We start from the raw sequence: 24,107 nt of genomic DNA on the forward strand, positions 1-24,107 counted from the left end.
TACGGGTGCTCCGGGGCTGGCTCGACGACCTGGCGCCCCTGACCGGACACGGGGCAGCTCGTCCGGACCGGGCAGACCCGGCACTTCGAGTTGGCGACCGCGGCGAAGGTGGCCGCGGCCATCGTATCCGCGGTACGCCGGACCAGCGCGGTCGCCCAGCCGGCCTCCGGCCCCTCCCCGGCGGCGGCCTGGGTCTGCTCCTTCGCGTCCTTGGCCGACGTGCCGAGCTGCACCAGCGCGGCACCCCCGGACTCGTCGCCGAACTCGGCGAACGCCCCCGCCTCCACGGCCGCCTGGTACGCCCCGAGCTGCGGATGCTCGGCCACCTCCCGCTCGGTGACCGCGGTCGACTTGCCGGTCTTCAGGTCGATCACCACGAGCCGGCCCTCGGCGTCCACCTCCAGCCGGTCCACCCGCCCGGCCAGCTCGACCGGCCGGTGCGAATCGTCGAGGCGTACCGCGAACTCGTGCTCGATGGCCAGCAACCGGCGCGGGTTGCCGGCCAGCCAGCGCAGCAGCTTGTCCACCATGGCCTCGGCGCGCGTGCGTTCCGGGCCGACCATCCAGCGGGCGGCCAACTCGATCGCGTCGAACCGGGCGGCCACGTACTCCAGCAGGGTGGCCCGGTCGACGCTGGCGTCCTCGGCGAGCATGGCGGCGGCGTGCACCAGGTTGCCGACCCCCTGCGCGGTGCTGGCCGGCGGGCTGCCGCCGTGCCGTTCCAGCAGCCAGCGCAGGCTGCACCGGAGCGCGCTCTCCATCGCCGACGGGGTGACCCGGACCGACTCGCCCTCGTCCACCAGCGGCCGGTCGTCGGAGAGGCCGCGCAGCCCCCACCAGTCGTCCGGGTGCGCGCCGGGCACCCCGGCGGCGGCCAGCCGGGCCAGCTCGGCCGCCGCCGCGTGCCGCCGGCTGGGCGGCGCCGCCGGGTCGACCACCGCGGTACGCAGCTCCGCGACCAGCGCGGACAGGGTGAGCCCGCGCGGCGGCAGGGTGACCGGGAGGGCGGCGGGCGGCGCGTCCTGCGGATCCTCGTCCACGGTGGGCACCGGCCCGTCAGGGCGAGGGCGGTCTTGCCGACGCCGGCCCGGCGTCGCGCCCTCCCCGGGGCGGGCGGCTGCCGGACCGGTCGGCCGGGGTGCCGGATCCGGGCCGGCCGGGGCCGCGCCGCCACCCGTCGCGGGCGGTTCACCGGCGCCCAGCTCGTGCAGGAAGCGGCTGGGCTGCTCCTCGTGGTCGTCGCCGCCGACCGCCGCCGAGGCGACCGCGGTGACCAGCAGCCGGTGCCGGGCCCGGCTGACCGCGACGTGGAACAGTCGGCGCTCCTCGTCGAGCAGCGCCGAGGTCTGCCCGACCAGGCTGGCCCGGACGCCCGTGTCGTCGGCCCGGCCGGCGAGCACGTCGACCAGCCGCTCGGAGCCGAGCAGGCTGCCGCGCAGCCGCAGGTCCGGCCAGACGCCCTCCTGCACCCCGGCGATTGCGACCAGGTCCCACTCCAGGCCCTTGGCGGCGTGCGCGGTGAGCAGGCGTACCGCGTCGCCCCGGTCGGCGCTGGCGGCCAGGGTGTCCGCCGGCAGGTCCTGACCCAGCACATGGTCGAGGAAGACCTCGGTACGCGCGCCGGGCAGCCGGTCGGTGAACCGGGCCGCCGCGTCGAAGAGGACCAGCACCGCGTCGAGGTCGCGGTCGGCGGCCTCGGCCCGCCAGCGCTGGGCGGTCTCGTGCTCCCCGGTGGCCGCCCGCCCCCGGGTGATCGCCCCGGCCCAGCGCTCGGCCAGGCCACTCTCGCGCCACACCGCCCAGAGCACCTCCTCGGCCGTGGCCCCCGGGGTGGCCGCGGCCTGCCGGGCGGTCGCCAGCAGGCGGGCCACCGCCTGGGCGGGGGCCGCCCAGCGCCGCTCGATGGTGGCCAGCTCGGCCGGGTCGCGCAGCGCCTCGACGATCAGCTCGCCGGACGGGCGGCGGTCACCGGCGGCCAGCGCGAGCGCCCGCAGTCCCTGGCGCAGCCGCCGCTCGGCGAGCGGGTCGGCGCCGCCCAGCGGCGAGTGCAGCAGGGCGACCGCGGCCTCCTCGTCCAGCCGGTCCGGTTCGAGGGCACAGCGGAGCAGGAGCAGCAGCGGGGCCACCCCGGGCTGGAGGTGCAGCGGGAGGTCCTCGCCGTGCACCACGGTCGGCACCCCGGCGGTGTGCAGGGCGCGCCGCAACGACGGCAGCTGCCGGCCGGTGGAGCGGACCAGCACCGCCATCCGCGACCAGGGCACCCCGTCGAGCAGATGCGCCTCGCGCAGGGCGTGGGCCAGCCAGGCGGACTCGCTGGTCGCCGAGCGGAAGGTGCGGACCTCGACCGTGCCGGGCGCCGCGTCGGGCGACGGGCGCAGCCGCCGGTGGGCCGCCGGGCCGCGCAGCCGGCGGGCCAGCCGGGCGGTCGCCGCCAGCAGCTCCGGGCCGGCCCGGTACGACGTGGTCAGCACGACCTGTGCGGCCGGTGCCCCGGAGGCGGTGCGGAACCGGTGCGGGAAGGTGGCCACGCCGGCCGGGTCGGCGCCCCGGAAGGCGTACGTGGAGGAATCCGGGTCGGCGAAGGCGACCAGGGGCTTGCCCCCGCCGGCGATGACGGCGAGCAGGTCGAGCTGGGCGGGGTCGGTGTCGGCCAGCTCGTCGACGTAGACGTGGGCCAGCCGGCGGCGCTCGGCCGCCAGCAGCTCGGGGTCGTCGAGCAGCATGCCGGTGGCGGCCCGGACCAGCTCGGCCGGGTCGTACGCGATCGAGCCGCGGTTGCTGACGTCGCGCAGCGCGAGGACGGCGACGTACTCCCGCAGGAACCGAGCGGCGGCCGGCCAGTCGGCGCGGCCCAGCTTCTCGCCCAACCGGGCCAGCTCGACCGGGCCGACGCCCCGCTCGGCGGCACGCATCAGCAGGTCGCGGAGCTGCTGCGCGAACGCCCGCGTCCGCAGCGCGGGGCGCAGGTCCTCCGGCCAGCCGACCGGGTCCTCCCCCGGCTCCTCGCCGACCACGTCGAGCAGCTCGCGGATGATCAGATCCTGCTCGGGGCCGGTGAGCAGCCGGGGCGACGGCTCGCCCCGCTCGGCGGCGGCCCGGCGGAGCAGGCCGAACGCGTACGCCGGGAAGGTCCGCACCAGCGGCTCGCGGACCACCGGGGTGCGCCGGGCAGCGGTGCTGCTCGTCCCCCCGGGCGGACCGCTGGCCACCCGCCCGCTCTCGTGAAGCTCGCCGGTGTCGGCGATCCGCGCCTCGATCCGGTGGCGCAGGTCCGTGGCGCCACGCCGGCCGAAGGTGAGCACCAGGACGCGCTCCGGGTCGACGCCCTCGGCCACCCGCGCGGCGACCGCCTCGACCAGGGTGCTGGTCTTGCCGGTGCCGGGGCCGCCGACGACCAGCATCGGGCCGTCGGTGTGCGCGACGACCTCGGCCTGCACCGGGTCGGGCCGACGTGACGGCGGGTGCGCGCCATCGCCCGACGACCCCCCGGATCGCGGCTCCGCGCCGGCCGGCCCACCGGACCGACCACCCCCCTGCCCCGCCCCGCTGTGGCGGCCGACCCCCGTCGCCGCCCCACCGGGCCGGCGCACCAACCGGTACGCCTGCACGACCTCATCCCACCACGCCCCTACGACACCCCCCGCTCCTCCCCCACCCGCCTGTTCCGCGTGATCATGAGGTTGGCGGCACCCACGGAGATCGACTTCGCCGTCAACCTCATGATCGACATCACGGGGGCGGGGCGGGGGTGGGTGGGGGTCAGGTGAGGTGGGGTTCGAGGAGGGTCAGGGCCTGCGGGACGGTGTCGGCGACCAGGAGGAGGTCGAGGCCCGCCGGTTTGAGGAAGTGGCGGTCGGCGAGGCTGCCCAGCCAGTCCAGCAGGGGCCGGTAGAAGCCGTCCGCGTCGACCAGCACCATGGGCTTGGCGTGCATGGCCAGGGTCGCGGTGGTCCACACCTCGAACAGCTCGTCGAGGGTGCCGAGCCCGCCGGGCAGGGTGATGAAGGCGTCCGACTTCTCGATCATCAGCGTCTTGCGGCTGGCCATCCCGTCGGTGACCAGCAGCTCGTCGGCGGCCAGGTCGGCGACCTCCAGGTCGACCAGGGCCTGCGGGATCACCCCGAGGGTCCGGCCACCGGCGGCCCGGGCGCCGTCCGCCACCGCGCCCATCATGCCGACGCAGCCCCCACCGCTGACCAGGGTGTGCCCGCGCCGGGCCAGCTCCGCGCCGGTCTCCGTCGCCAGGTCCAGCCAGCGCTGCTCGAGCGTACGGGAGGACGCGCAGAACACGCAGATCGCGGCCACCGGTCAGGCCTGTCCCGCCGGGCGCGGCCCGGACCGCTCGGGGCCCGGCCCCTCGCCGGCGGCCTCGGCGGCCTGCTGGTCGGCGGCGGCGCGGGCGACCGCCTCCTCCCGGATCGCCTCCTGCTCGGCGGAGAGCACCGCCTCGGCCTCCACGATGTGCCGGACCGCCTCGTCGACGTCGTCGGTGAGGCAGATCAGCTCCAGGTCGTTCGGGCCGATCTTGCCCTCGCCGGCCATGCTGTCCCGCAGCCAGTCGATCAGGCCCCGCCAGTAGTCGAGTCCCATCAGGACCACCGGGAAGCGGGTGACCTTGCCGGTCTGCACCAGGGTGAGCGCCTCGAACAGCTCGTCCATGGTGCCGAAGCCACCGGGCAGCACGACGAACGCCTGGGCGTACTTGACGAACATGGTCTTGCGGGCGAAGAAGTAGCGGAAGTCGATGGCCAGGTCGACCCAGTCGTTGATGCCCTGCTCGAACGGCAGCTCGATGCCGAGCCCGACGGAGAGCCCGCCCGCCTCGCTGGCGCCCCGGTTGGCCGCCTCCATCACGCCGGGGCCGCCGCCGGTGATCACCGCATATCCGGCCCGCGCCAGCGCGGCACCCAGCTCCTCGGCCATCCGGCACTCGGGGCTCTCGGGCTTGCTCCGGGCCGAGCCGAAGACGCTGACCGCGGGCGGCAGGTCGGCCAGGGTGTCGAAGCCCTCCACGAACTCCGACAGGATGCGCAGCGCCCGCCAGGCGTCCTTGGTCTTCCAGTCGCCGCGGCCCCTGGAGTCCAGCAGCCGCTGGTCGGCGGTGCTGGTCGGAATGGCCCGATTGCGCAGTGTGACGGCACCCCGGTGCCGTTCCCCGCGCCGGCCGGGGCCGGACTGCCGCCCGTTGCTGTGGCTCATGGGGCCACCGTAGTGGAGGCGTCGCGGCCAGGTGCGGAGGCCGGCGAGCCGGAGAAATTCCTGGCGATCTTGGGCAACCAATTCGGTCGCCCGGACGTCTTAGTATTCACATACGGGGTATGCCCCGTCGCGCGCCTTCGGGGGAGGAGCCTGCGTTGATCAGCAACACCGAGATGATCCGGATCCGGCGGCAGATGCAGCGGCGGATCCGCGACGTGGTGGCCGAGCGCCGCCGCGCCCGCATGATGGAAGCCCACCACGTCGACCTCACCGGCGAGTCCGCCGAGCCGGACGGCTCCCTGAGCACCTCCGCCTGAGCCTCGCCGGCCCGGCTTCCGGGGGTCCGCGTCACGGACGCGGGCCCCCGGTCACGTATCGGGGCTCAGCTGGCGAGCCATCGGTGCAGGGTGGCCGCGCCGTCCCTGATCTTGGTCAGCTCGACGTGCTCGTCCGGGTGGTGGGCCAGGTTCGGATCGCCCGGGCCGAAGTTCAGCGCCGGAATGCCCATGGCCGCGAACCGGGCCACGTCGGTCCAGCCCAGCTTGCCGATCGGGGCCGCCCCCACCGCGGCCAGGAACTCCCGGGCCGGCTCGGCGGTCAGGCCGGGGAGGGCGCCGGCCGCCAGGTCGGTCACCGCCAGCTCGAAGCCGGCGAAGACCTCGCGCAGATGCGCCTCGGCCTGCTCCGGCGTACGGTCCGGGGCGAAGCGGTAGTTGACCTCGATCTCGCACCGGTCCGGCACCACGTTGCCGGCGACCCCGCCGTGGATGCCGACCGCGTTCATGCCCTCGCGGTAGTCGCAGCCGTCGATGGTGACCCGCCGCGCCTCGTACGCCGTCAGCCGGCGCAGCACCTCCCCGGCCGCGTGAACGGCGTTCACGCCGTGCCAGGAACGCGCCGAGTGGGCCCGTACGCCGGTGGTCGACACGACCGCCCGCATGGTGCCCTGGCAGCCGGCCTCGACGATTCCGTAGGTCGGTTCCAGCAGCACCGCGAAGTCGGCCTCGAGCCACTCCGGGTGGGCCTCGGAGACGAGCGTCAGCCCGTTGTACTTCGACTCGATCTCCTCGGCCTCGTAGAAGAGGTACGTGACGTCGTAGCGCGGGTCGGGCAGGGTCACCGCCAGGTGCAGCGCGAAGGCCACGCCGGACTTCATGTCGGAGGTGCCGCAGCCGTACATCAGGTCGCCGCGCATGGTCGACGGGAAGTTGTTGTTGAGCGGGACGGTGTCCAGGTGGCCCGCGAGCACCACCCGCTGCGCCCGGCCCAGGTCGGTACGCGCCATCACCGTGTTGCCGTGCCGGAACGTGGTCAGGTGCGGCACGCCCCGCAGCACCTCCTCGACGCAGTCGGCGATCGCCTTCTCGTTGAGGGAGACGGACTCGATGTCGACCAGGGCGCGGGTCAGCGCCACCGGATCTGCCAAGACCTCGGGGGTCAACGGGTTCTGCATGGTTGGCACGGTACCGTCAGCAGCGTGACGACCGCACAGTCTGCCTGGGGCATCGGCCTGGCCACGATCACCGCTGACGACCTGGTGCTCGACACCTGGTACCCGACCGGCAAGCTGGGACTCGGCGAGCTGCCCCTGGTCCCGGGCGAGGACCAGGCTGACGTGCTCGACCTGCCGCCCGGCGCGATCGGCGAGCGGGCGCTGCCCGGCCTGCGTACGGTCGAGGTGGTCACCGTGATCGGCTCGCTGGACGACCCGATCAAGGACGCCGCCGACGCGTACCTCCGGTTGCACCTGCTCTCCCACCGGCTGGTCCGGCCCAACGAGCTCAACCTCGACGGCATCTTCGGCAAGCTCGCCAACGTGGCCTGGACCTCGGCCGGGCCGTGCCCCCCGGAGCGGGTGGACGAGCTGCGCGTCATCGAGCGCGCCGCCGGCCGCCACCTCGCCGTCTACGGGGTGGACAAGTTCCCTCGGATGAGCGACTACGTGGTCCCCTCCGGCGTACGGATCGCCGACGCGGACCGGGTCCGGCTCGGCGCCCACCTGGCTCCGGGCACCACCGTGATGCACGAGGGCTTCGTCAACTTCAACGCCGGCACGCTGGGCACCTCGATGGTCGAGGGCCGGATCGTGCAGGGCGTGGTGGTCGGTGACGGCTCCGACATCGGCGGCGGCGCCTCTATCATGGGCACCCTTTCCGGCGGCGGCACCGAGCGGGTACGCGTCGGCGAGCGGAGCCTGGTCGGCGCGAACGCCGGGGTGGGCATCTCGCTCGGCGACGACTGCGTGGTGGAGGCCGGCTGCTACATCACCGCCGCGTCGAAGATCACCCTGCCGGACGGCCGGGTGGTCAAGGCCCGCGAGCTCTCCGGCGTCGACGGCCTGCTCTTCTGGCGCAACTCGGTCACCGGCGCGCTGGAGGCGAAGCCGCGGACCGGCCGGGGCATCGAGCTGAACGCGGCCCTGCACGCCAACGACTGACCGGCCCGGCAAAGCCGGCCGGCCCGGCGCCCCGACCAGGCAGGATCTCCCGATGAGCACCATGAAGGAACGCATGCTGGCCGGCGAGCCGTACCTCGCCGACGACCCGGAGATCGTCGCCGACCTGGACCGGGCGGCCCGGCTCACCGAGCGCTTCAACACCGGCCCGGCCGCCGACCCGCAGGCCCGGCTCGCCGTGCTGCGCGAACTGCTCGGCTCGCTCGGTGCGGACACCTGGGTGCGGCCACCGTTCCACTGCGACTACGGCTGGCAGACCCACATCGGGCCGCGCACCTTCGTCAACTTCAACGCGGTCTTCCTCGACGTCGCCCGGATCACCATCGGCGCCGACGTCCAGATCGGACCGAACGTGCAACTCCTCACGGCGACCCATCCGATCGAGCCGGAGGCCCGGCGGGCCAAGTGGGAGTCGGCCAGACCGATCACCATCGGCGACAACGTCTGGCTCGGCGGCGGGGTCATCGTGCTGGCCGGCGTCACCATCGGCGAGAACACCGTGGTCGGCGCGGGCGCCGTGGTGACGCGGGACCTGCCGCCCAATGTGGTGGCGGTGGGTAACCCCGCTCGACCGGTACGCAGCCTGGAGCAGACCACCTGAGCTGCTCCGCGAACGGGCGGCGGTGGCCCGGCTGCTCCACCGGGCCGGGCCGTCACCCCGGCAGGGGGTCGGCTAGCCGGACCACCAGGTCGGCCCGGGCGGCGGTGCCGGCGACCCGGGCGGCGTTCGCCTCGTCGCTGCCCAGCGCCCAGGCGCGCGCCTGCTCCGGGGTCTTCCCGTACGCCTCGTGCCGGGCGGTCAGCCGGCGCAGCCGCAGCTCGGCGTCCAGGTCGAGGAACCAGGCCTGGTGCAGCAGGGAGCGCACCTCCTCCCACGGGTCGTCGCGCAGCAGCAGGTAGTTGCCCTCGGTCACCACCAGCCGGACCTCGGGCGGCACCTCGATCGCCCCGGCCACCGGCTCCTCCAGGTCGCGCCGGAACACCGGCGCCCACACCGATGTCGGTTCCAGCCGGTGCAGCCGACGCAGCACGGACACGAAGCCGTTGGCGTCGAACGTGTCCGGGGCACCCTTGCGGTCCGCCCGGCCCAGCCGGACCAGCTCTGCCTGGGCCAGGTGGAAGCCGTCCATCGGCACCAGCCGGGCGGCCGGACCGACCTCGGCGACGATCCGCTCGGCCAGGGTGGACTTGCCCGCGCCGGGCGCGCCGGCGATGCCGAGCAGCTGTCGCGGGCCCGCGCCGGCCAGGGCCCGCGCCCGGTCCAGCAGGTCGCCGAGCGAGAGCACCTGCGCCGACGGCATCAGCCGAGTACCGGCTCGCTGATGGTGAACCGGGCCTCGACCGACGCCTGCACCGGCTGCGGCTGCGGGTCCAGCTCCAGCTCGGGTGCGGCGCCGCCGGCCCGCGCGAAGGCCGCCTTCGCCAGCATCGGCGGGGCGGCGGCCAGGCCGGTGTCGGCCAGCTCCAGCAGGGCGGTGACGCGGGCGCCGAGCGCCTCCGCGTACTCCCGGGCGCGGGCCACGGCGTCCGCGATCGCGGCGTGCCGCGCCTCCCGGTAGGCCGGGCTGTCCGGCCGCAGCGACCACCAGGGGCCGGCCACCTCGACCTGGTCCTGGTCGGCCAGGCGGAGCATCAGCTCGCCGAGCGCGGTGAAGTCGACGACCGTGACGGTCGTGGTGACGCTGCCGTGGTACGCCACCACCCGCTCACCCGACCGCTTCGTCTCCGGCCAGACCCGGAGCTGGCCGGTCTCCCGCCGCTCCACGGCCGGCCCGGCCGAGTCCAGCAGCACCCGGACGGCGGCGGCCCGCTCGGCCAACCGGGTCAGCGTGGTCTCCCGGTCCCGGTCCCGGGCGGACGCGGTGACGGTGAACCGGGCCAGCTCGGGGGCCACCTCCCGGTACGCCTCGCCGCGTACCGCCACCACAGGCACGTTCGCCATGTTCCTCACCCTAGTGTCGGCCCGGCCGGCAGGTGCGCCGTGTAACTGACCGCCTCCGCCTCGACCCGGCAGCCGCTGAGGTGCCCACCGGCCGCCCCCAGCTCCCGCAGGTAGGCCAGCTCCCCCGCGTGTTCGGCGGCGGCCGGAAACTCCCGCCGGTGGGTGGTGTACGAGCGGTGGCCCAGCGCGGACCGGGCCGCCCGGGCCTCCTCGAGCCGAGCGGTGAGCGCCTCGGCGTCCCCGGCTCCCAGGGCCTCGGCGAGCTCGTCGAGGAAGCTTCGGACCACGTCCAGCTCGGCCAGCACCCGGTCCCGGTTGCCGAGCAGCATGTTCGCCGTCCGGGTGGGCGGGCCGCCGGCCACCCGCGTGCCGTCGGTGAAGCTCCCCGCGGCGAGCGCGAGCACCGCGTCGCGCAGCGGCGCCCGCTGCACGGCCCCGGCCAGCCCGCCCGCGAGCAGGTGCGGCACGTGTGAGGCGAGCGCCGCGGCGGTGTCGTGCTCCGGCGCGGACATCGGCACCACCCGGGCGTGAAAGACGTCGATGAGCAGCGCGGCGAGCCGGCGGAACGCGGCCATCCCGGTCGGCGCCGGGCAGAGCACCCAGGCCGCCCCCTCGAACAGGTTCGGGTCGGCGGCGGCGAGGCCGGCCCGGTCGGCGCCGGCCATCGGGTGGCCGGGCACGAACCGGTGCCCGATCCCCTGGGCGATGGCGACGGTGGCCACGTCCGCCTTGATGCTGCCGACGTCGGTGAGCACGCACCGGTCGTCGGTGGCACCGGCCACCTGGGTCAACGTCGTGGCCAGGGTGGGCAGGGGACCGCCGAGGAAGACCACGTCCCGGCCGGCGACCGCCTCCTCGAGGACGTCGGGGGCGGCGACACCCCGCTCGGCGGCGTACCGACGGGTCGCCGGGTCCGGATCCCAACCGGCGACGTCGAGCCCGGCGTCCCGGAGCCGGAGCAGCACGGATCCACCGATCAGGCCGGTGCCGACCACCGCCGCCCGCACCAACCCGCCGGCCCCGCCCGTCATCGGCCCACCTCGGCGTCCCGTCGTACAGGGCCGGGTCGGCCCCGCTGGAAGTCCCGCCGAGGATATCGCCCCATCCTCAGCGCCGACCCTCGGTCACCGCGCCCTTTCGGTAGTCGGACCTCCACGGAGGGTCGCCGGAATCATCCGGGGGTTGTCCGAGCGGCGTTCACGTCGTACGGTCCCCCGGCGGCCCGCCCGGCATCGACGGCGGGCATTTGTCACGGGGAAAGGGAAGGACATGTCCGCGACGTACCGGGCGCTCGCCTCGGTGGTCATGTTGATCGGTTTCTACGTCGTCGCACTGCTCCAGCTGGCCGCCGTCGGCGCGCTGGGCGTGTGGCTGTTCAGCTACACCAGCGGCGTGGTGACCGGCAAGCTGCTGCTCCCGCTGGTGGTCGCGCTCGGCGCGGTCGCTGTGGGGCTCTGGAAGGCGATCCGTACGAAGAACGAGCCGGCGCCCGGCCTGATCCTGGGCGAGCGGGAGGCGCCGCAGCTCTGGGCCACCGTACGGGAGCTGGCCGCCGCGGTCGGCACCCGCGCGCCCGACGAGATCCGGCTGGTGCCGGAGGTGAACGCGGCGGTCGGCGAGCAGAGTCGGCTGCTCGGCCTGGTCGGCGGCCGGCGCACCCTCTACGTCGGACTGCCGCTGCTCCAGGCGATGCGGGTCGACCAGCTCCGCTCGGTGCTCGCGCACGAGCTGGGCCACTACTCGGGCCGGCACACCCGGCTCGGCGGGGTCGCCTACCGGGGCCGGCTGGCCATCGAGGGCACCATCGAGCGGATCAGCCCGCGCAACCCGATCGGGTGGGTCTTCAAGGGCTACGCGAAGCTCTACCTGCTGGTCGACAACGCGGCGTCGCGACGGCAGGAGCTGGAGGCCGACCGGTCGTCGGTGCGACTGGCCGGCCACGAGGCCGCGACGTCCGCGCTGCGTACGCTGCCCGCGCTCGACGCGGCCTGGGCGTTCTACATGGACCGGTACGTCGAGCCGGGCTGGTCGGCCGGGCTCGCGCCGGAGGACCTGTTCGGCGGCTTCGCCCAACTGCTCGAGGCCCGCCGCGCCGAGATCGACGAGCTGCGCGAGAACGCGCCGGAGCGGGGGGCGTCCCGCTGGGACACCCACCCCCCGATCGGCGTACGGGTCGCCGCGATGGGCGAGGCACCGGCGGCGGAGGCGCGGCCGGACGACCGACCGGCCCGGATCATGCTCGCCGACGTGGCGGACGCCGGGCGGCAGCTGCAGGGCCTGGTGGTCGAGCACGGCTCGCGCCGGATCCTGCCCTGGCCCGAGTTCGTCGCCGAGTCGGTGGCCGCCGCGGTGCAGCAGCGGTCGGACAGCATCTACCGGGCGGCCGGCCGGTTCACCGGCACCGCGACCACGGGCCTGCCCACGGTGCTGGACCTGGTCCGCGCCGGCCGACTCGGTGAGTTCGCCGAGCAGTTCTTCCCCAACGCCACCCGGAAGGAGGCGGCGGTCGCCTTCGGCGGGCCGATGGAGACGCTGCTCGACAACGCGGCGGTCCGCTCGGGCCGGGCGCGTTGGCAGCTCTCCTGGTCGGGGCCGGCTCAGCTGGTCGGCGCGGACGGCGAGCGGTGGGACCTGGCCGAGATCGCCAAGCTGGCCGTGTCGCCGGAGACCCTGGACGAGTCGCTGGCCCGCCTCGCCGAGCTGGGGGTCGACGCGGCGCAGGCGACGGTGGTGCAGGCCCGCGCGTCCGCACGCAACGCCGACCTGATCGGCGGGCTCGCCAACATCAAGATCGACGGCCGCGAGCACGACGTGCTGGTGCTGGACAACGGCCTGGTCCTGATCCCCGACCCCGGCAAGTCCAGCGAGGGCGAGAAGCGGCTCACGGCGCTGGTCGGCGCGGTGCCGGTGGGCGAGCTGGCCAGCCGGCACCCCTACCTGCCGTACGAGGAGATCACCTCGGTCGAGGTGACGCGGGAGGTGCCGCTGAAGGCGACGCTGACCCTGTACGACGGCCGGACCGTGCAGGTGCAGGAGCTGATGTCCAGCGAGTTCCTGGAGAAGCACAGCCGGGACACCCTGCTGCGGGTGTTCGAGCGGATCAACGACTGACTCGGCGCGGCGGTCGGCCCGACCGGGCCGGCCGCCGGGCGACGATCAGGGCCGCGCGAGCCGATCGGCGACGGCTGAGCAACCGATGCGGCGGCCGCCGGGCGACGATCAGGGCCGCGCGAGCCGATCGGCGACGGCCGCGACGTGCTCGTCGGACTCGGTCAGCGCCGCCCGGACGTGCCGGGCACCGGCCGGGCCGTAGAAGATCCCGGCGGCGACCAGGACGCCCCGCCGGGCCAGCCAGTCGACGGTGTCCCAGCAGTCCTCGCCCCGGGTCAGCCAGAGGTAGAGGCCGGCCTCGGAGTGCTCGACGGTGAAACCGGCGCCGGTGAACGCGGCGCGCAGCCGCTCGCGCCGGGCCCGATAGCGCTCCCGCTGCGCGTCGGCGTGCGCCTGGTCGCCCAGCGCGGCCACCATCGCCGCCTGGACCGGAGCGGGCACGATCATGCCGGCGTGCTTACGGATCTTGAGCAGCTCGGCCACCAGCGCCGGATCGCCGGCCACGAACCCCGCCCGGTAGCCGGCCAGGTTGGAGCGCTTGGAGAGCGAGTGCACCGCCAGCACACCCTCGTACGACCCGCCGCAGACCTCGGGCGACAGGATCGAGAGCGGCTCGGCGTCCCAGCCCAGCGGGAGGTAGCACTCGTCGCTGGCGACCACCGCGCCGCGCTCCCGCGCCCAGTCGACCACCTTACGCAGATGGGTGGCGGGCAGCACCCGCCCGGTCGGGTTGCCGGGCGAGTTGACCCAGACCAGGCGTACCCGGGGGGTGGGGCCGACCGCGGTCAGCGAGTCGGTGCGTACCGTCGTGGCACCGGCCAGCCGGGCCCCGTCCTCGTACGTCGGGTAGGCGAGCGACGGCACCACGACCACGTCGCCAGGGCCGACGCCGAGCAGCGTGGGCAGCCAGGCGACCAGTTCCTTGGACCCGATCGTGGGCAGCACGCCGAGCCCGTCGACGCCCGCGCCGCACGCCCGGGCCACCCAGGCGGCGATGGCGTCCCGCAGCGCGGGAGTGCCGGCGGTCAGCGGGTAGCCGGGAGCGTCCGACGCGTCCGCGAGGGCCTGCCGGATCAGCGGGGGTACCGGGTCGACCGGCGTGCCCATCGAGAGGTTGATGAGACCGTCCGGGTGCGCCGCGGCCGTCGCAGCCGCGGCGTCCAGGGTGTCCCAGGTGAAGTCGGGCAGCCGCGACGAAACCGGCGCGGGCCGGTTCAGTGGCCTTCTCCGCGCGGCGGCTGGGCGGCCACGAACGACGCGTCCTTCTCCACCTTGCCGATCTTGGAAGCGCCGCCGGGCGAGCCGAGATCCTCGAAGAACTCGTAGTTCGCCCCGGTGTAGTCCTTCCACTGCTCCGGGACGTCGTCCTCGTAGAAGATCGCTTCCACCGGGCAGACCGGCTCACAGGCACCACAGTCGACGCACTCGTCGGGGTGGATGTAGAGCATCCGATTGCCCTCGTAGATGCAGTCGACCGGGCACTCCTCGATGCATGCCTTGTCGAGCACGTCCACGCACGGCTCGGCGATGATGTAGGTCACCGGTCTTCTCCTCCGCAAGACTCGTCGCGATCACCTGCGACGGTAAGAGCCTAGTATCTCGCCGGGGAGGAGGTCGATCGTGCTCCGACAGCAGGACGTGGGCCACCGGATCGTGGTCCGCCGGATTGTGGGTATTCGCGAAGGCAGAGCGCTCTTCTCCGACGCTCTCGGCGAGTTGGTCGAGCTGAGCGAGACCCATATCACGCTCGCCACCGACCAGGGCCGGCTGCGCGTCCCGGTCGGCGAGGTGCACCGGGCGAAACGCGTGCCGCCGGCCCGCCGGCCAACCGCCGCCGCCGTGATCGAGCTGGAGCTGGCCGCCGACGAGGCGTGGCCCGCCCCGGTCCGCGGCCGGCTCGGCGACTGGCTGCTGCGCAGCGCGGCGGGCTGGACCGGCCGGGCGAACTCGGCGCTGCCGATCGGCGACCCGGACCGTCCGCTGCCCGCCGCGGTGGACGCGGTGGAACGCTGGTACGCCGACCACCGGCAGCCGGCCCTGGTGAACACGCCGCTGCCGCTGGCCGCCCCGGTCGGCGCCGAGTTGGACGCGCGCGGCTGGGCCGCCCGGCCGCCGGTGCTGGTGCAGACCCTCCCGCTGGCCGCGCTGCCGCCCGGCCGTGCCGGCCTGCCGCCGGTCACGCTGACCAGCGGGCCGACGGAGGAGTGGCTGGCGATCACCGCCGGGCGCAAGGGCGGCCTGCCGGACGCCGCCCGGCACGTGCTCACCGCCGTGGACCGGGTCCGGTTCGCCCACGTGTACGCCGACGGCCGGCTGCTCGCGGTGGGACGGGGCACGGTCACCGGCGGGCGGCGGTGGCTCGGCCTGACGCTGCTCGAGGTACGGCCCGAGGCACGCCGGCAGGGGCTGGCCGGCCAGGTGATCCGGGCGCTGGCCGACTGGGGTGGCGCGGAGGGCGCCACGCACGCCTTCCTCCAGGTCGAGCAGCACAACGCTCCCGCCGTCGCCCTCTACCGGGGGCTCGGCTTCACCACCCACCACACCTACCTGACCCGGGTCGCCCCGGCCTGACCAGCCGGGGCGGGGCCAGGATCAGCGGCGGACCACCTTGCGCGGCTTGGCCACCTTCAGTTCGGCGAACCGCTTGAGCTGCTGCGAGCGGTAGTCCCGGCCGAGCGCGGTGAGGGTCAGGTAGCCCACCAGCACGCCGGCCGCGGTGGCCGCCAGGTAGAGCCAGATCTGGGCGAAGAACGTCCCGGCGCCATCGGCGAACGGGCTCTTGCCGACCAACAGCGGGCCGATGAACAGGGTCAACGCCAGTGCCACGCCGACCGCGGCGGCCAGGTCGGCGGCCAGGCGGCCCCCCGGCCGGTTGGTGCCCCAGCGGAAGGCCAGCACGGCGAGGATCAGCCCGATCGCCAGGAACATCGCCAGCGAGACGCGGCCGTTGGCGGTGTCGTCATCCGGGAAACCGAACTTGATGACCAGCCGGGCCACCACGTTGACCACGAACAGCGCCGCCGCCAGCACGCCGACCGCGCGCCACCGCTCCCTCATCGCACGCCTCCCGCCGTAACGCCCGCCCCCGCGGCGGGCTTCCTGGCAGGAATATCTACCACCGCGACCTGTGCGCCGTCTGCACCGCTGCACCTGGATGCTTGTGAGCACCAGGCAGCCCCGCCGGTCGCGTCAGCCGCTCCGGCCATCGCGCCGACCACGCTCCGCAACGGGCCACCATTGGCAACTCAGCGTAGGCACCCTCGTCCCGGCCGGCCTGCCCTCTCGGCCGCTTTGCTCTGCAGCCATAGGCGCAGCACCACTTTGAGCTGGGCATTCTTCGCGATCGTGGCCGCAGACCAGTGGAGGCCAGGATCACGATCCGTTACTGCTGCGCCGATGGCTGCAGAGCAAAGGCGGCGACGGCCCCGCCCGCACCCTGAGCTGGAATCACCGAGCGTCACCAACCGGCGGCCCGAGCCCGGCCCGCCGGACGTGCTGGCCTCAGCGGACGGGCGGCGCCACGAGCTGCCGGAAACCCAGCACCGCGAAGGTGATCGCGCCCGCCACCATCATGCCGAGGCCGAGCAGGTTGTCACCGGTCAGCGCGAGGTCACCCTCGGCGGTCCGGACGCCGCCCGCGACAATCACCACAAACCACGGCAGTGCGGGCAGCGCCACGGCCCAGCGGGTACCGACCGCGATGTGCGCGAACCGGGCCAGCAGGACCGTCAGCACCACCACCGCGGCGATGCCACCCACCGCCAGGGAGGTGCCGACCACCCCCTTGACCGGGCCGCCGGGCCATCCCTTGACCACCTCCCAGGCCCAGGTGGCGAAGAGCAGGTCCAGCACCGCGGCGAGCAGGCCCGCCCAGCACGCCACGACCCCGCCGACGACCCGCAGCGGGGTCTCGGACCATCCCGACGGCGCGGACGGCTCGGCGGGCGGGGGCTCGGATGCGACCGGCATCGGTGCGGCCGGCAGCGTCACCGGAGGCCGGCCGCCGCGACCGGGGACCGGTCCGGTCCGTCCAGCGACAGCCCGGCGAAGAGGTCGTCCTCCCAGCCGTACGGGCCGCTGCCCGGCCCCTTCTCGCCGACCGCGAGGGTGAAGTACTCCACGCCCATGAACTCGGCGCCGAAGTTGCCGGCGATCGAGTAGAGCCAGGAGGTGGCCGGGATCTGGGTGGCGTGCGCCCGCATCGCCGCCTCCTTGGCGGCGTGCTGATCGGTGGCGTCGATCCGCGCGGCGATCTCCGGGTCGGGCGTGCCGAACGGCAGCTCGTCGACGCTCTCGATGCCGGCGAACGGATTGTCCGAGGACTCGGTGAACGCATCCAGGCCGGCCTCCAGCACGCCGCGCGGCATCGCGGTCCAGTAGACCTTCGCCGGGGCGATCCCCTCGGCGGTGGCCAGCTCGTGCGCGCGCATCGCGACCCGGTGCGCCTGGATGTGGTCGGGGTGGCCGTAGAAGCCGTTGGCGTCGTACGTGATCATGACCTGCGGGCGGACCTCGCGCATGATCTCCAGCAGGTGCCCGGCGGCCTCGTCGAGGTCCGCCTGCCAGAAGGCTCGGGGGTGCTCGTTGGTGGCCAGGCCCATCATGCCGGAGTCCCGGTAGCGGCCCGCGCCACCGAGGAACCGGTGGTCGGCGACGCCGAGCGCGGCGCAGGCGGCGGCCAGCTCGCCGATCCGGTACCCCCCGAGCTGGTCGGCCTCGGCCGCGGCGAGCTGGGCCAGCGCCGGCACGTGGATCTCGCCCTCCTCGCCGAGCGTGCAGGTCACCAGGGTGACGTGGGCGCCGGTGGCGGCGTAGTGCGCCATCGTCGAGCCGGTGCCGATGGACTCGTCGTCGGGGTGCGCGTGGACCAGCAGGAGGCGTCGGTCTGGCAGCGTCGTCACGGGCGTCACTCTAACCGGCGGTCCTGCCCCGGCGATGCTTACGCGTCCGCGCAGGTCGGCCACATCACGCCCGGCACGCCTCTACGATCCGAAACGTGGACTATCCCGAGCTGGCCGCCCGTACCCGTCGGTTCAGCCACGGGGCGCCGCGCGCCGTCGCCGTCGCGGACGACGGCTCCCGGGTGATCTTCCTGCGCTCGTCGGGACCGGAGGACCCGGTCGACGCGCTCTGGCTACTGGACGTCGCCACCGGCGCGGAGCGACTGGTCGCCGACCCGGCGGTGCTGCTCGGCTCCGACGGCGAGCCGGCCACGCTGGCGCCGGGCGAACGGGCACTGCGCGAGCGGCTGCGGCTCAGCGCCGGCGGCATCGGCTCGTACGCCCTGGACACGGCCGGACGGGTGGCCGCGTTCGCGCTGGCCGGGCGGTTGTTCCGGGCCGACCTGGTGCACGGCGACGTGGTCGAGGTGGCCACCGTCGGCCCGGTGATCGACCCGCGTCCCGATCCCGGCGGGGAGCGGCTGGCCTACGTCACGGACGCCGCCGAGGGAGTACGCCGGGGCCAGCTGCGGGTGGTCGAGCCGGACGGCAGCGACAACCTGCTCGCCGGCGAGGACAGCGGGGTGACCTGGGGGCTCGCCGAGCACATCGCGGCCGAGGAGTTCGGGCGGTACCGCGGCTACTGGTGGGCCCCGGACGGCCGCTCGGTGCTGGCCGCCCGGGTGGACGAGTCCCGGCTGCCGCAGTGGCACCTGCACGACCCGGCCGATCCGGCGAGCCCGCCGACGACCGTCGCGTACCCCCGGGCGGGCGGGCCGAACGCGGAGGTCAGCCTGCATCTGCTGGACCTCGACGGCGGCTGGGTCGACGTGCACTGGGACCGGGAGACCTACCCGTACCTGACCTCCGTCGGCTGGGCGGACGGCGGGCCGCTGATCACCGTGCTGCGCCGGTCGCAGCAGCACGGCCTGGTGCTCGCGGTGGACCCGCGTACGGGGGAGACGCAGGTGCACGCGGAGCTGGCCGACCCGCGCTGGGTGGAGCCGATCCCCGGCACCCCGGCGCACCTGCCCGACGGCCGGGTGCTGGTCGGCGGCGAGCTGGCCCACGACGGGTACGACGCGCGGTGCCTGTTCGCCGACGGGACGCTGCTCACCCCGCCCTCGCTGTACGTACGCCGGGTGGTGGGGCGGCTGCCCGGGGGCGGCAACGGCCCGGCGGACCTGCTGGTGGAGGCGAGCGAGGGCGAGCCGAGCCAGCGGCACCTCTACCGGGTCCGGACGGTGATCGGCGGCGGGGTGGACGCCCGCCGGATGGGCAGTGACCCGGGCTGGCACACCGCCGCGATCGGCGGCGCCACGCTGGTGGTCGGCGCCGCTTCGCTGGAGCACCCGGGCACCCGCTGGTCGGTGTGGCACGGCGACCGGGAGGTGGGCGAGCTGCGCTCGCTGGCCGCGACCCCGCCGTACGCGCCGCGACCGATGATCGTGCGGGTGACAGACCGGCGGTTGCCGAGCGCCGTGCTCTATCCGTCCGAGCACGTCAAGGGGACGAAGCTGCCCGTGCTGCTGGACGTCTACGGCGGCCCGGGGCACCAGGAGGTGATCGCCGCCCGGGCGACCTGGCTGGAACGGCAGTGGTGGGCGGAGCAGGGCTTCGCGGTGGTGACCATCGACAACCGGGGCACCCCGGGCGTCGCCCCGTCGTTCGAGAAGGCGATCCACCGGCGGGTGGCCGACGTGATCCTGACCGACCAGGTGGACGCGCTGACCGCGCTCGCCGGCAAGCACCCGGACCTGGACCTGGCCCGGGTGGCCGTGCGGGGCTGGTCGTTCGGCGGCTGGCTGGCCGGGCTGGCGGTCCTGCGCCACCCGGAGCTGTTCCGGTGCGCGATCGTCGGCGCCCCGGTCACCGACTGGACGCTGTACGACACCGCGTACAGCGAGCGCTACCTGGGCCTGCCCGACGACGGCATGGACATCTACGCCCACCACTCGCTGGTCGAGCTGGCCGCTGAGCCGGTCGGCGACCCGGCGCAGGCCCGGCCGATGCTGCTCGTGCACGGGCTGGTCGACGACAACGTGGTGGCCGCGCACACGCTCCGGCTCTCGGCGGCGCTGCTGGCCGCCGGCCGCCCGCACGCGGTCCTGCCGCTCACCGGGGCCACCCACATGGCCGCCGGGGGCATCGCCGAACGCCTGCTCCGCCTGGAACTCGACTTCCTCCGCCGGAACTTGTAAGGAAGGGCCCCTTCCTATCGCTTACGCGATAGGAAGGGGCCCTTCCCAGCACTCGCAGCGTTACTGCTTGACGAACGCGTTCACGAAGGACACGTTGCCGAAGATGCTCTCGATGAAGACGCCGCCGGCCTTGGAGCCGTGCAGGTTGAAGGACACGTCCACGTAGAGCGGGACCGCCGGCGCGACCTCCTCCATGATCTTCTTGTCCAGCTTGGCCCACTCGGGCGCCTGGGCGGCCGGGTCCATGGCCAGCACCCGGTCGAACTCGGCGTTGATCGCGTCGTTGTTGACGTACGACGTGTTGCTGTTGCCCGCGGGCTTGATACCGCGCCCGTCGAAGAGCACCGGCAGGACCGCGGCGCCGCTGGGCCAGTCAGCCGCCCACGAGTCGAGGTAGATGTCCCACGCGTTGTTCTTGTTCTTGACGTCGTCCAGGTAGGAGTCCGCGGGGGTCGTCTTCACCGTGATCTTGAAGCCGGCCTTCTCCAGGTTGTTCTTGAGCTGGGTACCGAGCCGCTGGTTCAGGTCGTCGTCCCGCACGGCGAGCACCAGCGGCACCTCCTTGCCGCCGAGCAGCTCCTTGGCCTTGTCCGGGTTGCCGTTCGGGCCGGCCGGGTAGGCGTCGTACTTCTCGAAGCCGAGGGTGGCCGGCGGCAGCAGCGTGGTCAGCGGCGACGCGACGGCCTCGCCGCCCAGCGCCTTGATCAGGCCGTCCCGGTCGATCGCGTAGTTGAGCGCCTGGCGCACCTTGAGGTCGGTGACCCGCTGCGTGTTGATGGTGAGCCGGTTGGCGCTCGGCGTGGGCGAGAGCAGCGAACGGCTCTTCAGCGTCGCGTCACCGAGCACGCGCGAGATCAGCGAGGCGGGCACCGTGTTGAAGGCGACCGCGCTCTGGTCCGGGCCGTTATCGGCGATCATCCGGTTGGCCTGCGCGTCCGGGGTGGTGCCGAACGACCAGACGAACTTGTCCGGGTACTGGTGGCGCACCGGGTCGGTCTTGGCGTCCCACTGATCGTTGCGCTCCAGCACCACCTCGACGCCGGGGGCCACCTTGGTGATCTTGTACGGACCGGAGGCGAACGGCTGGTTGTCCACGTTGACGCCGGTGTCCTTGTCCGGCGGCAGGGGCGCGGTGGCCGGCAGCGAAGCCGCGAAGGGCAGGTCACAGTGCGCGGTCTTGAACTCGAACCGCAGGGTCTTGTCGTCCGGCGTGGTCAGCCCGGGGGGCAGCGAGCCCTTGTTGGCCTTGAAGTCCCAGACGGTGTCGTACTGCGCGCTGTCGGCCAGCCACTCCTGAATGTAGGTCGGGCCGCCGGTGAGGTCGGGGTTGAACGACCGGGCGATGCCGTACGCGATCTCCTTGCTGGTGATCGGCCGGCCGTCCTCGAACTTCAGCCCGTCCTTGATCTTGAATTCCCAGACCTTGCAGTCCTTGTTGACGTTCGTGCCCGGGGTCTCGGCAAGGTCGCCGACCAGGGTCAGCTTGCCCTTGCCGTCGTCCTTCCACGTGGTCAGATAGCGGGCGTAGAGCGGGGCAGCCATCAGCCCGGCAAAGGAGTAGACCCGCTGCGGATCCAGGTGCGAGATCTGCGTTTCCCGCAGGATGGTGAAGGTGCCACCCTTCGCCGCCCCCGGCACCTCGGGCGCCGGGCCGAGCGAGTCCTTCGGGTCGGTCGCGATGACCCCGGTGGTCTTCCGCTCGGTGTCCACATCCGTCTTGGTGCCGGTGTTCTTGCTGCACGCGCCCAGTGCCAACGCCACGGCGAAGGCACTGCCCGCGGCAGCGACCACTCTGGCTCTCATGATTCCGTTCCTTCCGATCTTCCAATGTGAAGGAAAGCTTCGCTTAATAGCCCGTGAAGGTAAATTTCAATCGAATAACGGGCCGACAACAATCCCCCGATCACCCGAGCCGGATGCGGGGATCGATCGCCGCGTAGAGCAGGTCCACCACGATGTTCGCCAGCACGATGAAGAACGCGGAGATCAACACGGTGGCCATGATGGTCGGCAGGTCACCGAGCCGGACGGCATCCACCGCCGTCCGCCCCAGACCCCGGATGCCGAACGTGGTCTCGGTGATGACCGTGCCGCCCAACGCCGATCCGAGATCAAGCCCGGCGATCGTCACCATCGGGGTGATCGCCGCGCGCAGCGCGTGCCGGCCGTACACCTTCCCCTTGGCCAGCCCCTTCGCCCGGGCGGTGCGGACGAAGTCCTCCGACAGCGTCTCCAGCATCTGTGCCCGGGACAGCCGGGTGTAGACCGCGGAGAAGAGGAAGGCCAACGACCACCAGGCCAGCACGAGGCCGCCGGCCCACTTGAGCGGATCCTCGAATATCGAGGTGTAACCCGGCGTCGGCAGAATGTGCAGGGTGTAGACGAAGACGAGCTGCAGCACCGCGCCCACAAAGTAGAGCTGCAGCGAGGCGCCGGTGAGGGAGAAGCCGACCGACAGCCGGTCCAGCACAGTGCCCTTGCGTAACGCGGAGACCATGCCGAGACCGATCCCGAGGACGAGCCAGATGATCGCCGCCGGGATGACGATGCTCAGGGTCACCGGCAGCACGCGGGCGAAGGTGTCGCTGACCGCCTCGCTGTTGACGTACGAGTAGCCCAGGCACGGCGCGTCGCACTGTCCGCCCTGCGCGCTGCCCAGGTCCCGGCCGACGAAGATGCCCTTCATGTAGTTGAGGTACTGCTCGGGCTTGGGATCGTTGAGGCCCAACTCTTCGCGGACCCGCTCCAGCCGCTCGGTGTTGCAGTTCTTCGGGCACATCCCGGTGACCGGGTCGGCGGGGAGCGCGAAGAACATCAGGAACGCGACGATGCTGACCGCGGTCAGGGTCAGCACCGCGGTGAGGATGCGTTTGATCAGGAATCGCACCATGTCACACCTCTAGCGGGACGACTTCGGGTCGAGCGCGTCACGCAGCGCGTCACCGAACAGGTTGAAGGCGAAGACGAGGACGAAGATCGCGACGCCGGGGAAGAAGAGGTACGCGGGATCGGTCTGCATGAAGTCGATGCTCTTGAAGATCATGGCACCGAAGTCAGGGGTCGGGTCGACCATGCCCACGCCGAGGAAGGAGAGCGCGGCCTCGCTGGTGATGTACGCCGGCAGCGCCAGCGAGAAGGAGACCAGGATCGGGGCCCAGATGTTCGGCAGCAGTTGCCGGAACGCCATGTGCAGCAGCCCCGCACCGCTGGCCCGGGCCGCCTCGACGAACTCCCGCTCGCGCAGCGAGATCACCTGGCCGCGTACCAACCGGGCGGTCGCCGTCCAGCCGAAGGCCGCGAAGATACCGATGATCACCACCATCTTGAACCAGTCCGGCGGATTGTCCCGCGGGCCGTAGAAGCGCAGCGCCACGGTCGGCACCACCGCCAGCGCGAAGATCAGGTACGGCAGGGCCAGCGTGAAGTCGATGACCCACCCGATCACCGCGTCCACCCAGCCGCCCAGATAGCCGGCGACGACACCCAGCACGATGCCGGTGCCCGCGGTGATGATCGCGGCGGCGAAGGCGATGAAGAGCGAGGTACGGATCCCGTAGACCAGCCGGATGAAGATGTCCCGGCCCAGTTGCGGCTCCAGGCCGAACCAGTGCTCGCCGGAGACCCCGCCTGCGTAACCGAGCGGCATGCCCGCCCCGTCGAGCTGGTCCTGGAACTGCTGGTACGGCCCAACCCCGTACAGCCGCTCGATGAGGGGCGCGGCGAGCGCGATGACGAGGAAGAGCACCACCGTCACGCCGCTGATGATCGCGGTACGGTCGCGCCGCAGCCGGGCCCAGGCGAGCTGCCCGGGCGAGCGGCCGACGAACTCCTTCGCCGTTGCCTCCGGAACCGCGTCGCCGGGTGTCCGGGGCCCCGCCTCGGCCAGCGCCGCATCGTCAACCGGTGACAGGCTCATCGCGTACCCCCATCACTGTCATGACCGCCGGACTCCGGGAAGTGGCAGGCGACCGCCTGCGCCCCGCCGTCCCGCGGCACCAGCGCCGGCTCCTCGGTGGCGCAGCGCTCCTGCGCCTTCCAGCACCGGGTCCGGAACCGGCAGCCCGACGGCGGGTTGAGCGGGGTCGGGACGTCACCCACCAGCCGGATCCGCCCGGAGGTGTCGGTCTGCGTCACGTCGGGCACCGCGGAGAGCAGCGCCCGGGTGTACGGGTGCTGCGGACGCTCGTAGATGCTCGCCCGGTCCCCGATCTCGACGATCTTGCCGAGGTACATGACGGCGACGCGGTGGCAGAAGTGGC

22 protein-coding genes are annotated in these 24,107 nt (G+C 73.6%); 6 read left to right on the plus strand and 16 right to left on the minus strand.

Annotated features, from left to right (window positions below):
• From ABZ570_RS02475 to ABZ570_RS02485, 3 genes are all read right to left on the minus strand, one after another.
• Positions 1–3,590: ATP-dependent DNA helicase (locus tag ABZ570_RS02475; RefSeq protein WP_358055982.1), on the minus strand; the 3,590-nt coding region annotated here is incomplete at its 3' end.
• A gap of 169 nt (positions 3,591–3,759) precedes the next feature.
• Complete coding sequence (locus ABZ570_RS02480; RefSeq protein ID WP_358055927.1) at positions 3,760–4,305, minus strand: TIGR00730 family Rossman fold protein; 546 nt, start codon at positions 4,303–4,305, stop codon at positions 3,760–3,762.
• A gap of 3 nt (positions 4,306–4,308) precedes the next feature.
• The gene (locus ABZ570_RS02485) at positions 4,309–5,199 is read right to left on the minus strand and encodes a TIGR00730 family Rossman fold protein (protein WP_358055929.1); all 891 of its coding nucleotides are present in this window, start codon (positions 5,197–5,199) and stop codon (positions 4,309–4,311) included.
• A gap of 155 nt (positions 5,200–5,354) precedes the next feature.
• Between ABZ570_RS02485 and ABZ570_RS02490 the strand changes: the two genes are divergently transcribed.
• Positions 5,355–5,516, plus strand: a complete 162-nt coding sequence (locus ABZ570_RS02490) for a hypothetical protein (protein ID WP_358055931.1) — start codon at positions 5,355–5,357, stop codon at positions 5,514–5,516.
• A 65-nt stretch (positions 5,517–5,581) separates the two neighbouring features.
• On the opposite strand, the gene dapE is transcribed toward ABZ570_RS02490, so the two are convergent.
• The gene (dapE, locus tag ABZ570_RS02495) at positions 5,582–6,652 is read right to left on the minus strand and encodes a succinyl-diaminopimelate desuccinylase (RefSeq protein WP_358055933.1); all 1,071 of its coding nucleotides are present in this window, start codon (positions 6,650–6,652) and stop codon (positions 5,582–5,584) included.
• A 24-nt stretch (positions 6,653–6,676) separates the two neighbouring features.
• On the opposite strand from dapE, the gene dapD reads away from it, so the two are divergent.
• Both dapD and ABZ570_RS02505 read left to right on the plus strand, forming a co-directional pair.
• Positions 6,677–7,636, plus strand: coding sequence for a 2,3,4,5-tetrahydropyridine-2,6-dicarboxylate N-succinyltransferase (dapD, locus tag ABZ570_RS02500; RefSeq protein WP_358055935.1), 960 nt, complete (start codon positions 6,677–6,679; stop codon positions 7,634–7,636).
• Positions 7,637–7,688: 52 nt separating this feature from the next.
• Positions 7,689–8,255 (plus strand): sugar O-acetyltransferase, encoded by a 567-nt coding sequence (locus ABZ570_RS02505; RefSeq protein ID WP_358055937.1) that lies wholly within the window; start codon positions 7,689–7,691, stop codon positions 8,253–8,255.
• A 52-nt stretch (positions 8,256–8,307) separates the two neighbouring features.
• Here the strand turns inward: ABZ570_RS02505 and ABZ570_RS02510 are convergent, their stop codons facing one another.
• The 3 genes from ABZ570_RS02510 to ABZ570_RS02520 are packed head-to-tail and all read right to left on the minus strand — an operon-like array spanning position 8,308 to position 10,627.
• Positions 8,308–8,955, minus strand: coding sequence for a nucleoside/nucleotide kinase family protein (locus tag ABZ570_RS02510; RefSeq protein ID WP_358055939.1), 648 nt, complete (start codon positions 8,953–8,955; stop codon positions 8,308–8,310).
• Entirely contained in the window at positions 8,955–9,596 is a 642-nt protein-coding gene (locus ABZ570_RS02515; RefSeq protein ID WP_358055941.1) for an SIMPL domain-containing protein, read from the minus strand. Before ABZ570_RS02515 ends, ABZ570_RS02510 begins: the two co-directional genes overlap by 1 nt.
• A 5-nt stretch (positions 9,597–9,601) precedes the next feature.
• Positions 9,602–10,627, minus strand: coding sequence for a prephenate dehydrogenase/arogenate dehydrogenase family protein (locus ABZ570_RS02520; protein ID WP_358055943.1), 1,026 nt, complete (start codon positions 10,625–10,627; stop codon positions 9,602–9,604).
• Positions 10,628–10,865: 238 nt separating this feature from the next.
• Between ABZ570_RS02520 and ABZ570_RS02525 the strand changes: the two genes are divergently transcribed.
• Positions 10,866–12,707 (plus strand): M48 family metallopeptidase, encoded by a 1,842-nt coding sequence (locus tag ABZ570_RS02525; protein WP_358055945.1) that lies wholly within the window; start codon positions 10,866–10,868, stop codon positions 12,705–12,707.
• Positions 12,708–12,815: 108 nt separating this feature from the next.
• On the opposite strand, the gene dapC is transcribed toward ABZ570_RS02525, so the two are convergent.
• Both dapC and fdxA read right to left on the minus strand, forming a co-directional pair.
• Positions 12,816–13,925: a succinyldiaminopimelate transaminase gene (gene dapC / locus ABZ570_RS02530; protein WP_358055984.1), complete on the minus strand. Its 1,110-nt coding sequence runs from the start codon at positions 13,923–13,925 to the stop codon at positions 12,816–12,818.
• Positions 13,922–14,248: a ferredoxin gene (gene fdxA / locus ABZ570_RS02535; RefSeq protein ID WP_089005361.1), complete on the minus strand. Its 327-nt coding sequence runs from the start codon at positions 14,246–14,248 to the stop codon at positions 13,922–13,924. Before fdxA ends, dapC begins: the two co-directional genes overlap by 4 nt.
• 79 nt (positions 14,249–14,327) lie before the next feature.
• Here fdxA and ABZ570_RS02540 point away from each other — a divergent pair, with 79 nt between their 5' ends.
• On the plus strand, positions 14,328–15,278 hold the full coding sequence (locus ABZ570_RS02540; RefSeq protein ID WP_358055947.1) for a GNAT family N-acetyltransferase: 951 nt from the start codon (positions 14,328–14,330) through the stop codon (positions 15,276–15,278).
• A gap of 21 nt (positions 15,279–15,299) precedes the next feature.
• Here the strand turns inward: ABZ570_RS02540 and ABZ570_RS02545 are convergent, their stop codons facing one another.
• The 3 genes from ABZ570_RS02545 to mshB form a co-directional block, all read right to left on the minus strand.
• Positions 15,300–15,764 (minus strand): hypothetical protein, encoded by a 465-nt coding sequence (locus ABZ570_RS02545; protein WP_358055949.1) that lies wholly within the window; start codon positions 15,762–15,764, stop codon positions 15,300–15,302.
• Between the two features lie 444 nt (positions 15,765–16,208).
• On the minus strand, positions 16,209–16,676 hold the full coding sequence (locus tag ABZ570_RS02550) for a hypothetical protein (protein ID WP_358055951.1): 468 nt from the start codon (positions 16,674–16,676) through the stop codon (positions 16,209–16,211).
• Between the two features lie 17 nt (positions 16,677–16,693).
• Positions 16,694–17,617 (minus strand): N-acetyl-1-D-myo-inositol-2-amino-2-deoxy-alpha-D-glucopyranoside deacetylase, encoded by a 924-nt coding sequence (gene mshB, locus ABZ570_RS02555; RefSeq protein ID WP_358055953.1) that lies wholly within the window; start codon positions 17,615–17,617, stop codon positions 16,694–16,696.
• An 86-nt stretch (positions 17,618–17,703) separates the two neighbouring features.
• Here mshB and ABZ570_RS02560 point away from each other — a divergent pair, with 86 nt between their 5' ends.
• Complete coding sequence (locus ABZ570_RS02560) at positions 17,704–19,848, plus strand: prolyl oligopeptidase family serine peptidase (RefSeq protein ID WP_358055955.1); 2,145 nt, start codon at positions 17,704–17,706, stop codon at positions 19,846–19,848.
• 60 nt (positions 19,849–19,908) lie between these two features.
• On the opposite strand, the gene ABZ570_RS02565 is transcribed toward ABZ570_RS02560, so the two are convergent.
• The 4 genes from ABZ570_RS02565 to ABZ570_RS02580 form a co-directional block, all read right to left on the minus strand.
• Positions 19,909–21,651, minus strand: coding sequence for an ABC transporter substrate-binding protein (locus ABZ570_RS02565; protein ID WP_358055957.1), 1,743 nt, complete (start codon positions 21,649–21,651; stop codon positions 19,909–19,911).
• A gap of 100 nt (positions 21,652–21,751) precedes the next feature.
• Complete coding sequence (locus tag ABZ570_RS02570; protein WP_089005355.1) at positions 21,752–22,738, minus strand: ABC transporter permease; 987 nt, start codon at positions 22,736–22,738, stop codon at positions 21,752–21,754.
• Positions 22,739–22,747: 9 nt separating this feature from the next.
• Positions 22,748–23,764: an ABC transporter permease gene (locus ABZ570_RS02575; RefSeq protein ID WP_358055960.1), complete on the minus strand. Its 1,017-nt coding sequence runs from the start codon at positions 23,762–23,764 to the stop codon at positions 22,748–22,750.
• The coding region (locus ABZ570_RS02580; RefSeq protein WP_358055962.1) for an oligopeptide/dipeptide ABC transporter ATP-binding protein at positions 23,761–24,107 on the minus strand (347 nt) is incomplete at its 5' end. The genes ABZ570_RS02575 and ABZ570_RS02580, both read right to left, overlap by 4 nt.

Origin of the sequence: Micromonospora sp. NPDC007271 (genome assembly GCF_040634005.1) — a bacterium.
Lineage (GTDB): Bacteria > Actinomycetota > Actinomycetes > Mycobacteriales > Micromonosporaceae > Micromonospora.

What these genes read in the sequence shown, in the direction of transcription:
- ABZ570_RS02565 (WP_358055957.1), bottom strand. Translation starts at nt 21,651, where the DNA reads ATGAGAGCCAGAGTGGTCGCTGCCGCGGGCAGTGCCTTCGCCGTGGCG.
- ABZ570_RS02515 (WP_358055941.1), bottom strand. Translation starts at nt 9,596, where the DNA reads ATGGCGAACGTGCCTGTGGTGGCGGTACGCGGCGAGGCGTACCGGGAG.
- ABZ570_RS02570 (WP_089005355.1), bottom strand. Translation starts at nt 22,738, where the DNA reads ATGGTGCGATTCCTGATCAAACGCATCCTCACCGCGGTGCTGACCCTG.
- ABZ570_RS02485 (WP_358055929.1), bottom strand. Translation starts at nt 5,199, where the DNA reads ATGAGCCACAGCAACGGGCGGCAGTCCGGCCCCGGCCGGCGCGGGGAA.
- ABZ570_RS02510 (WP_358055939.1), bottom strand. Translation starts at nt 8,955, where the DNA reads ATGCCGTCGGCGCAGGTGCTCTCGCTCGGCGACCTGCTGGACCGGGCG.
- ABZ570_RS02545 (WP_358055949.1), bottom strand. Translation starts at nt 15,764, where the DNA reads ATGAGGGAGCGGTGGCGCGCGGTCGGCGTGCTGGCGGCGGCGCTGTTC.
- ABZ570_RS02525 (WP_358055945.1), top strand. Translation starts at nt 10,866, where the DNA reads ATGTCCGCGACGTACCGGGCGCTCGCCTCGGTGGTCATGTTGATCGGT.
- ABZ570_RS02505 (WP_358055937.1), top strand. Translation starts at nt 7,689, where the DNA reads ATGAGCACCATGAAGGAACGCATGCTGGCCGGCGAGCCGTACCTCGCC.
- ABZ570_RS02575 (WP_358055960.1), bottom strand. Translation starts at nt 23,764, where the DNA reads ATGAGCCTGTCACCGGTTGACGATGCGGCGCTGGCCGAGGCGGGGCCC.
- ABZ570_RS02520 (WP_358055943.1), bottom strand. Translation starts at nt 10,627, where the DNA reads ATGACGGGCGGGGCCGGCGGGTTGGTGCGGGCGGCGGTGGTCGGCACC.
- ABZ570_RS02550 (WP_358055951.1), bottom strand. Translation starts at nt 16,676, where the DNA reads ATGCCGGTCGCATCCGAGCCCCCGCCCGCCGAGCCGTCCGCGCCGTCG.
- dapE (WP_358055933.1), bottom strand. Translation starts at nt 6,652, where the DNA reads ATGCAGAACCCGTTGACCCCCGAGGTCTTGGCAGATCCGGTGGCGCTG.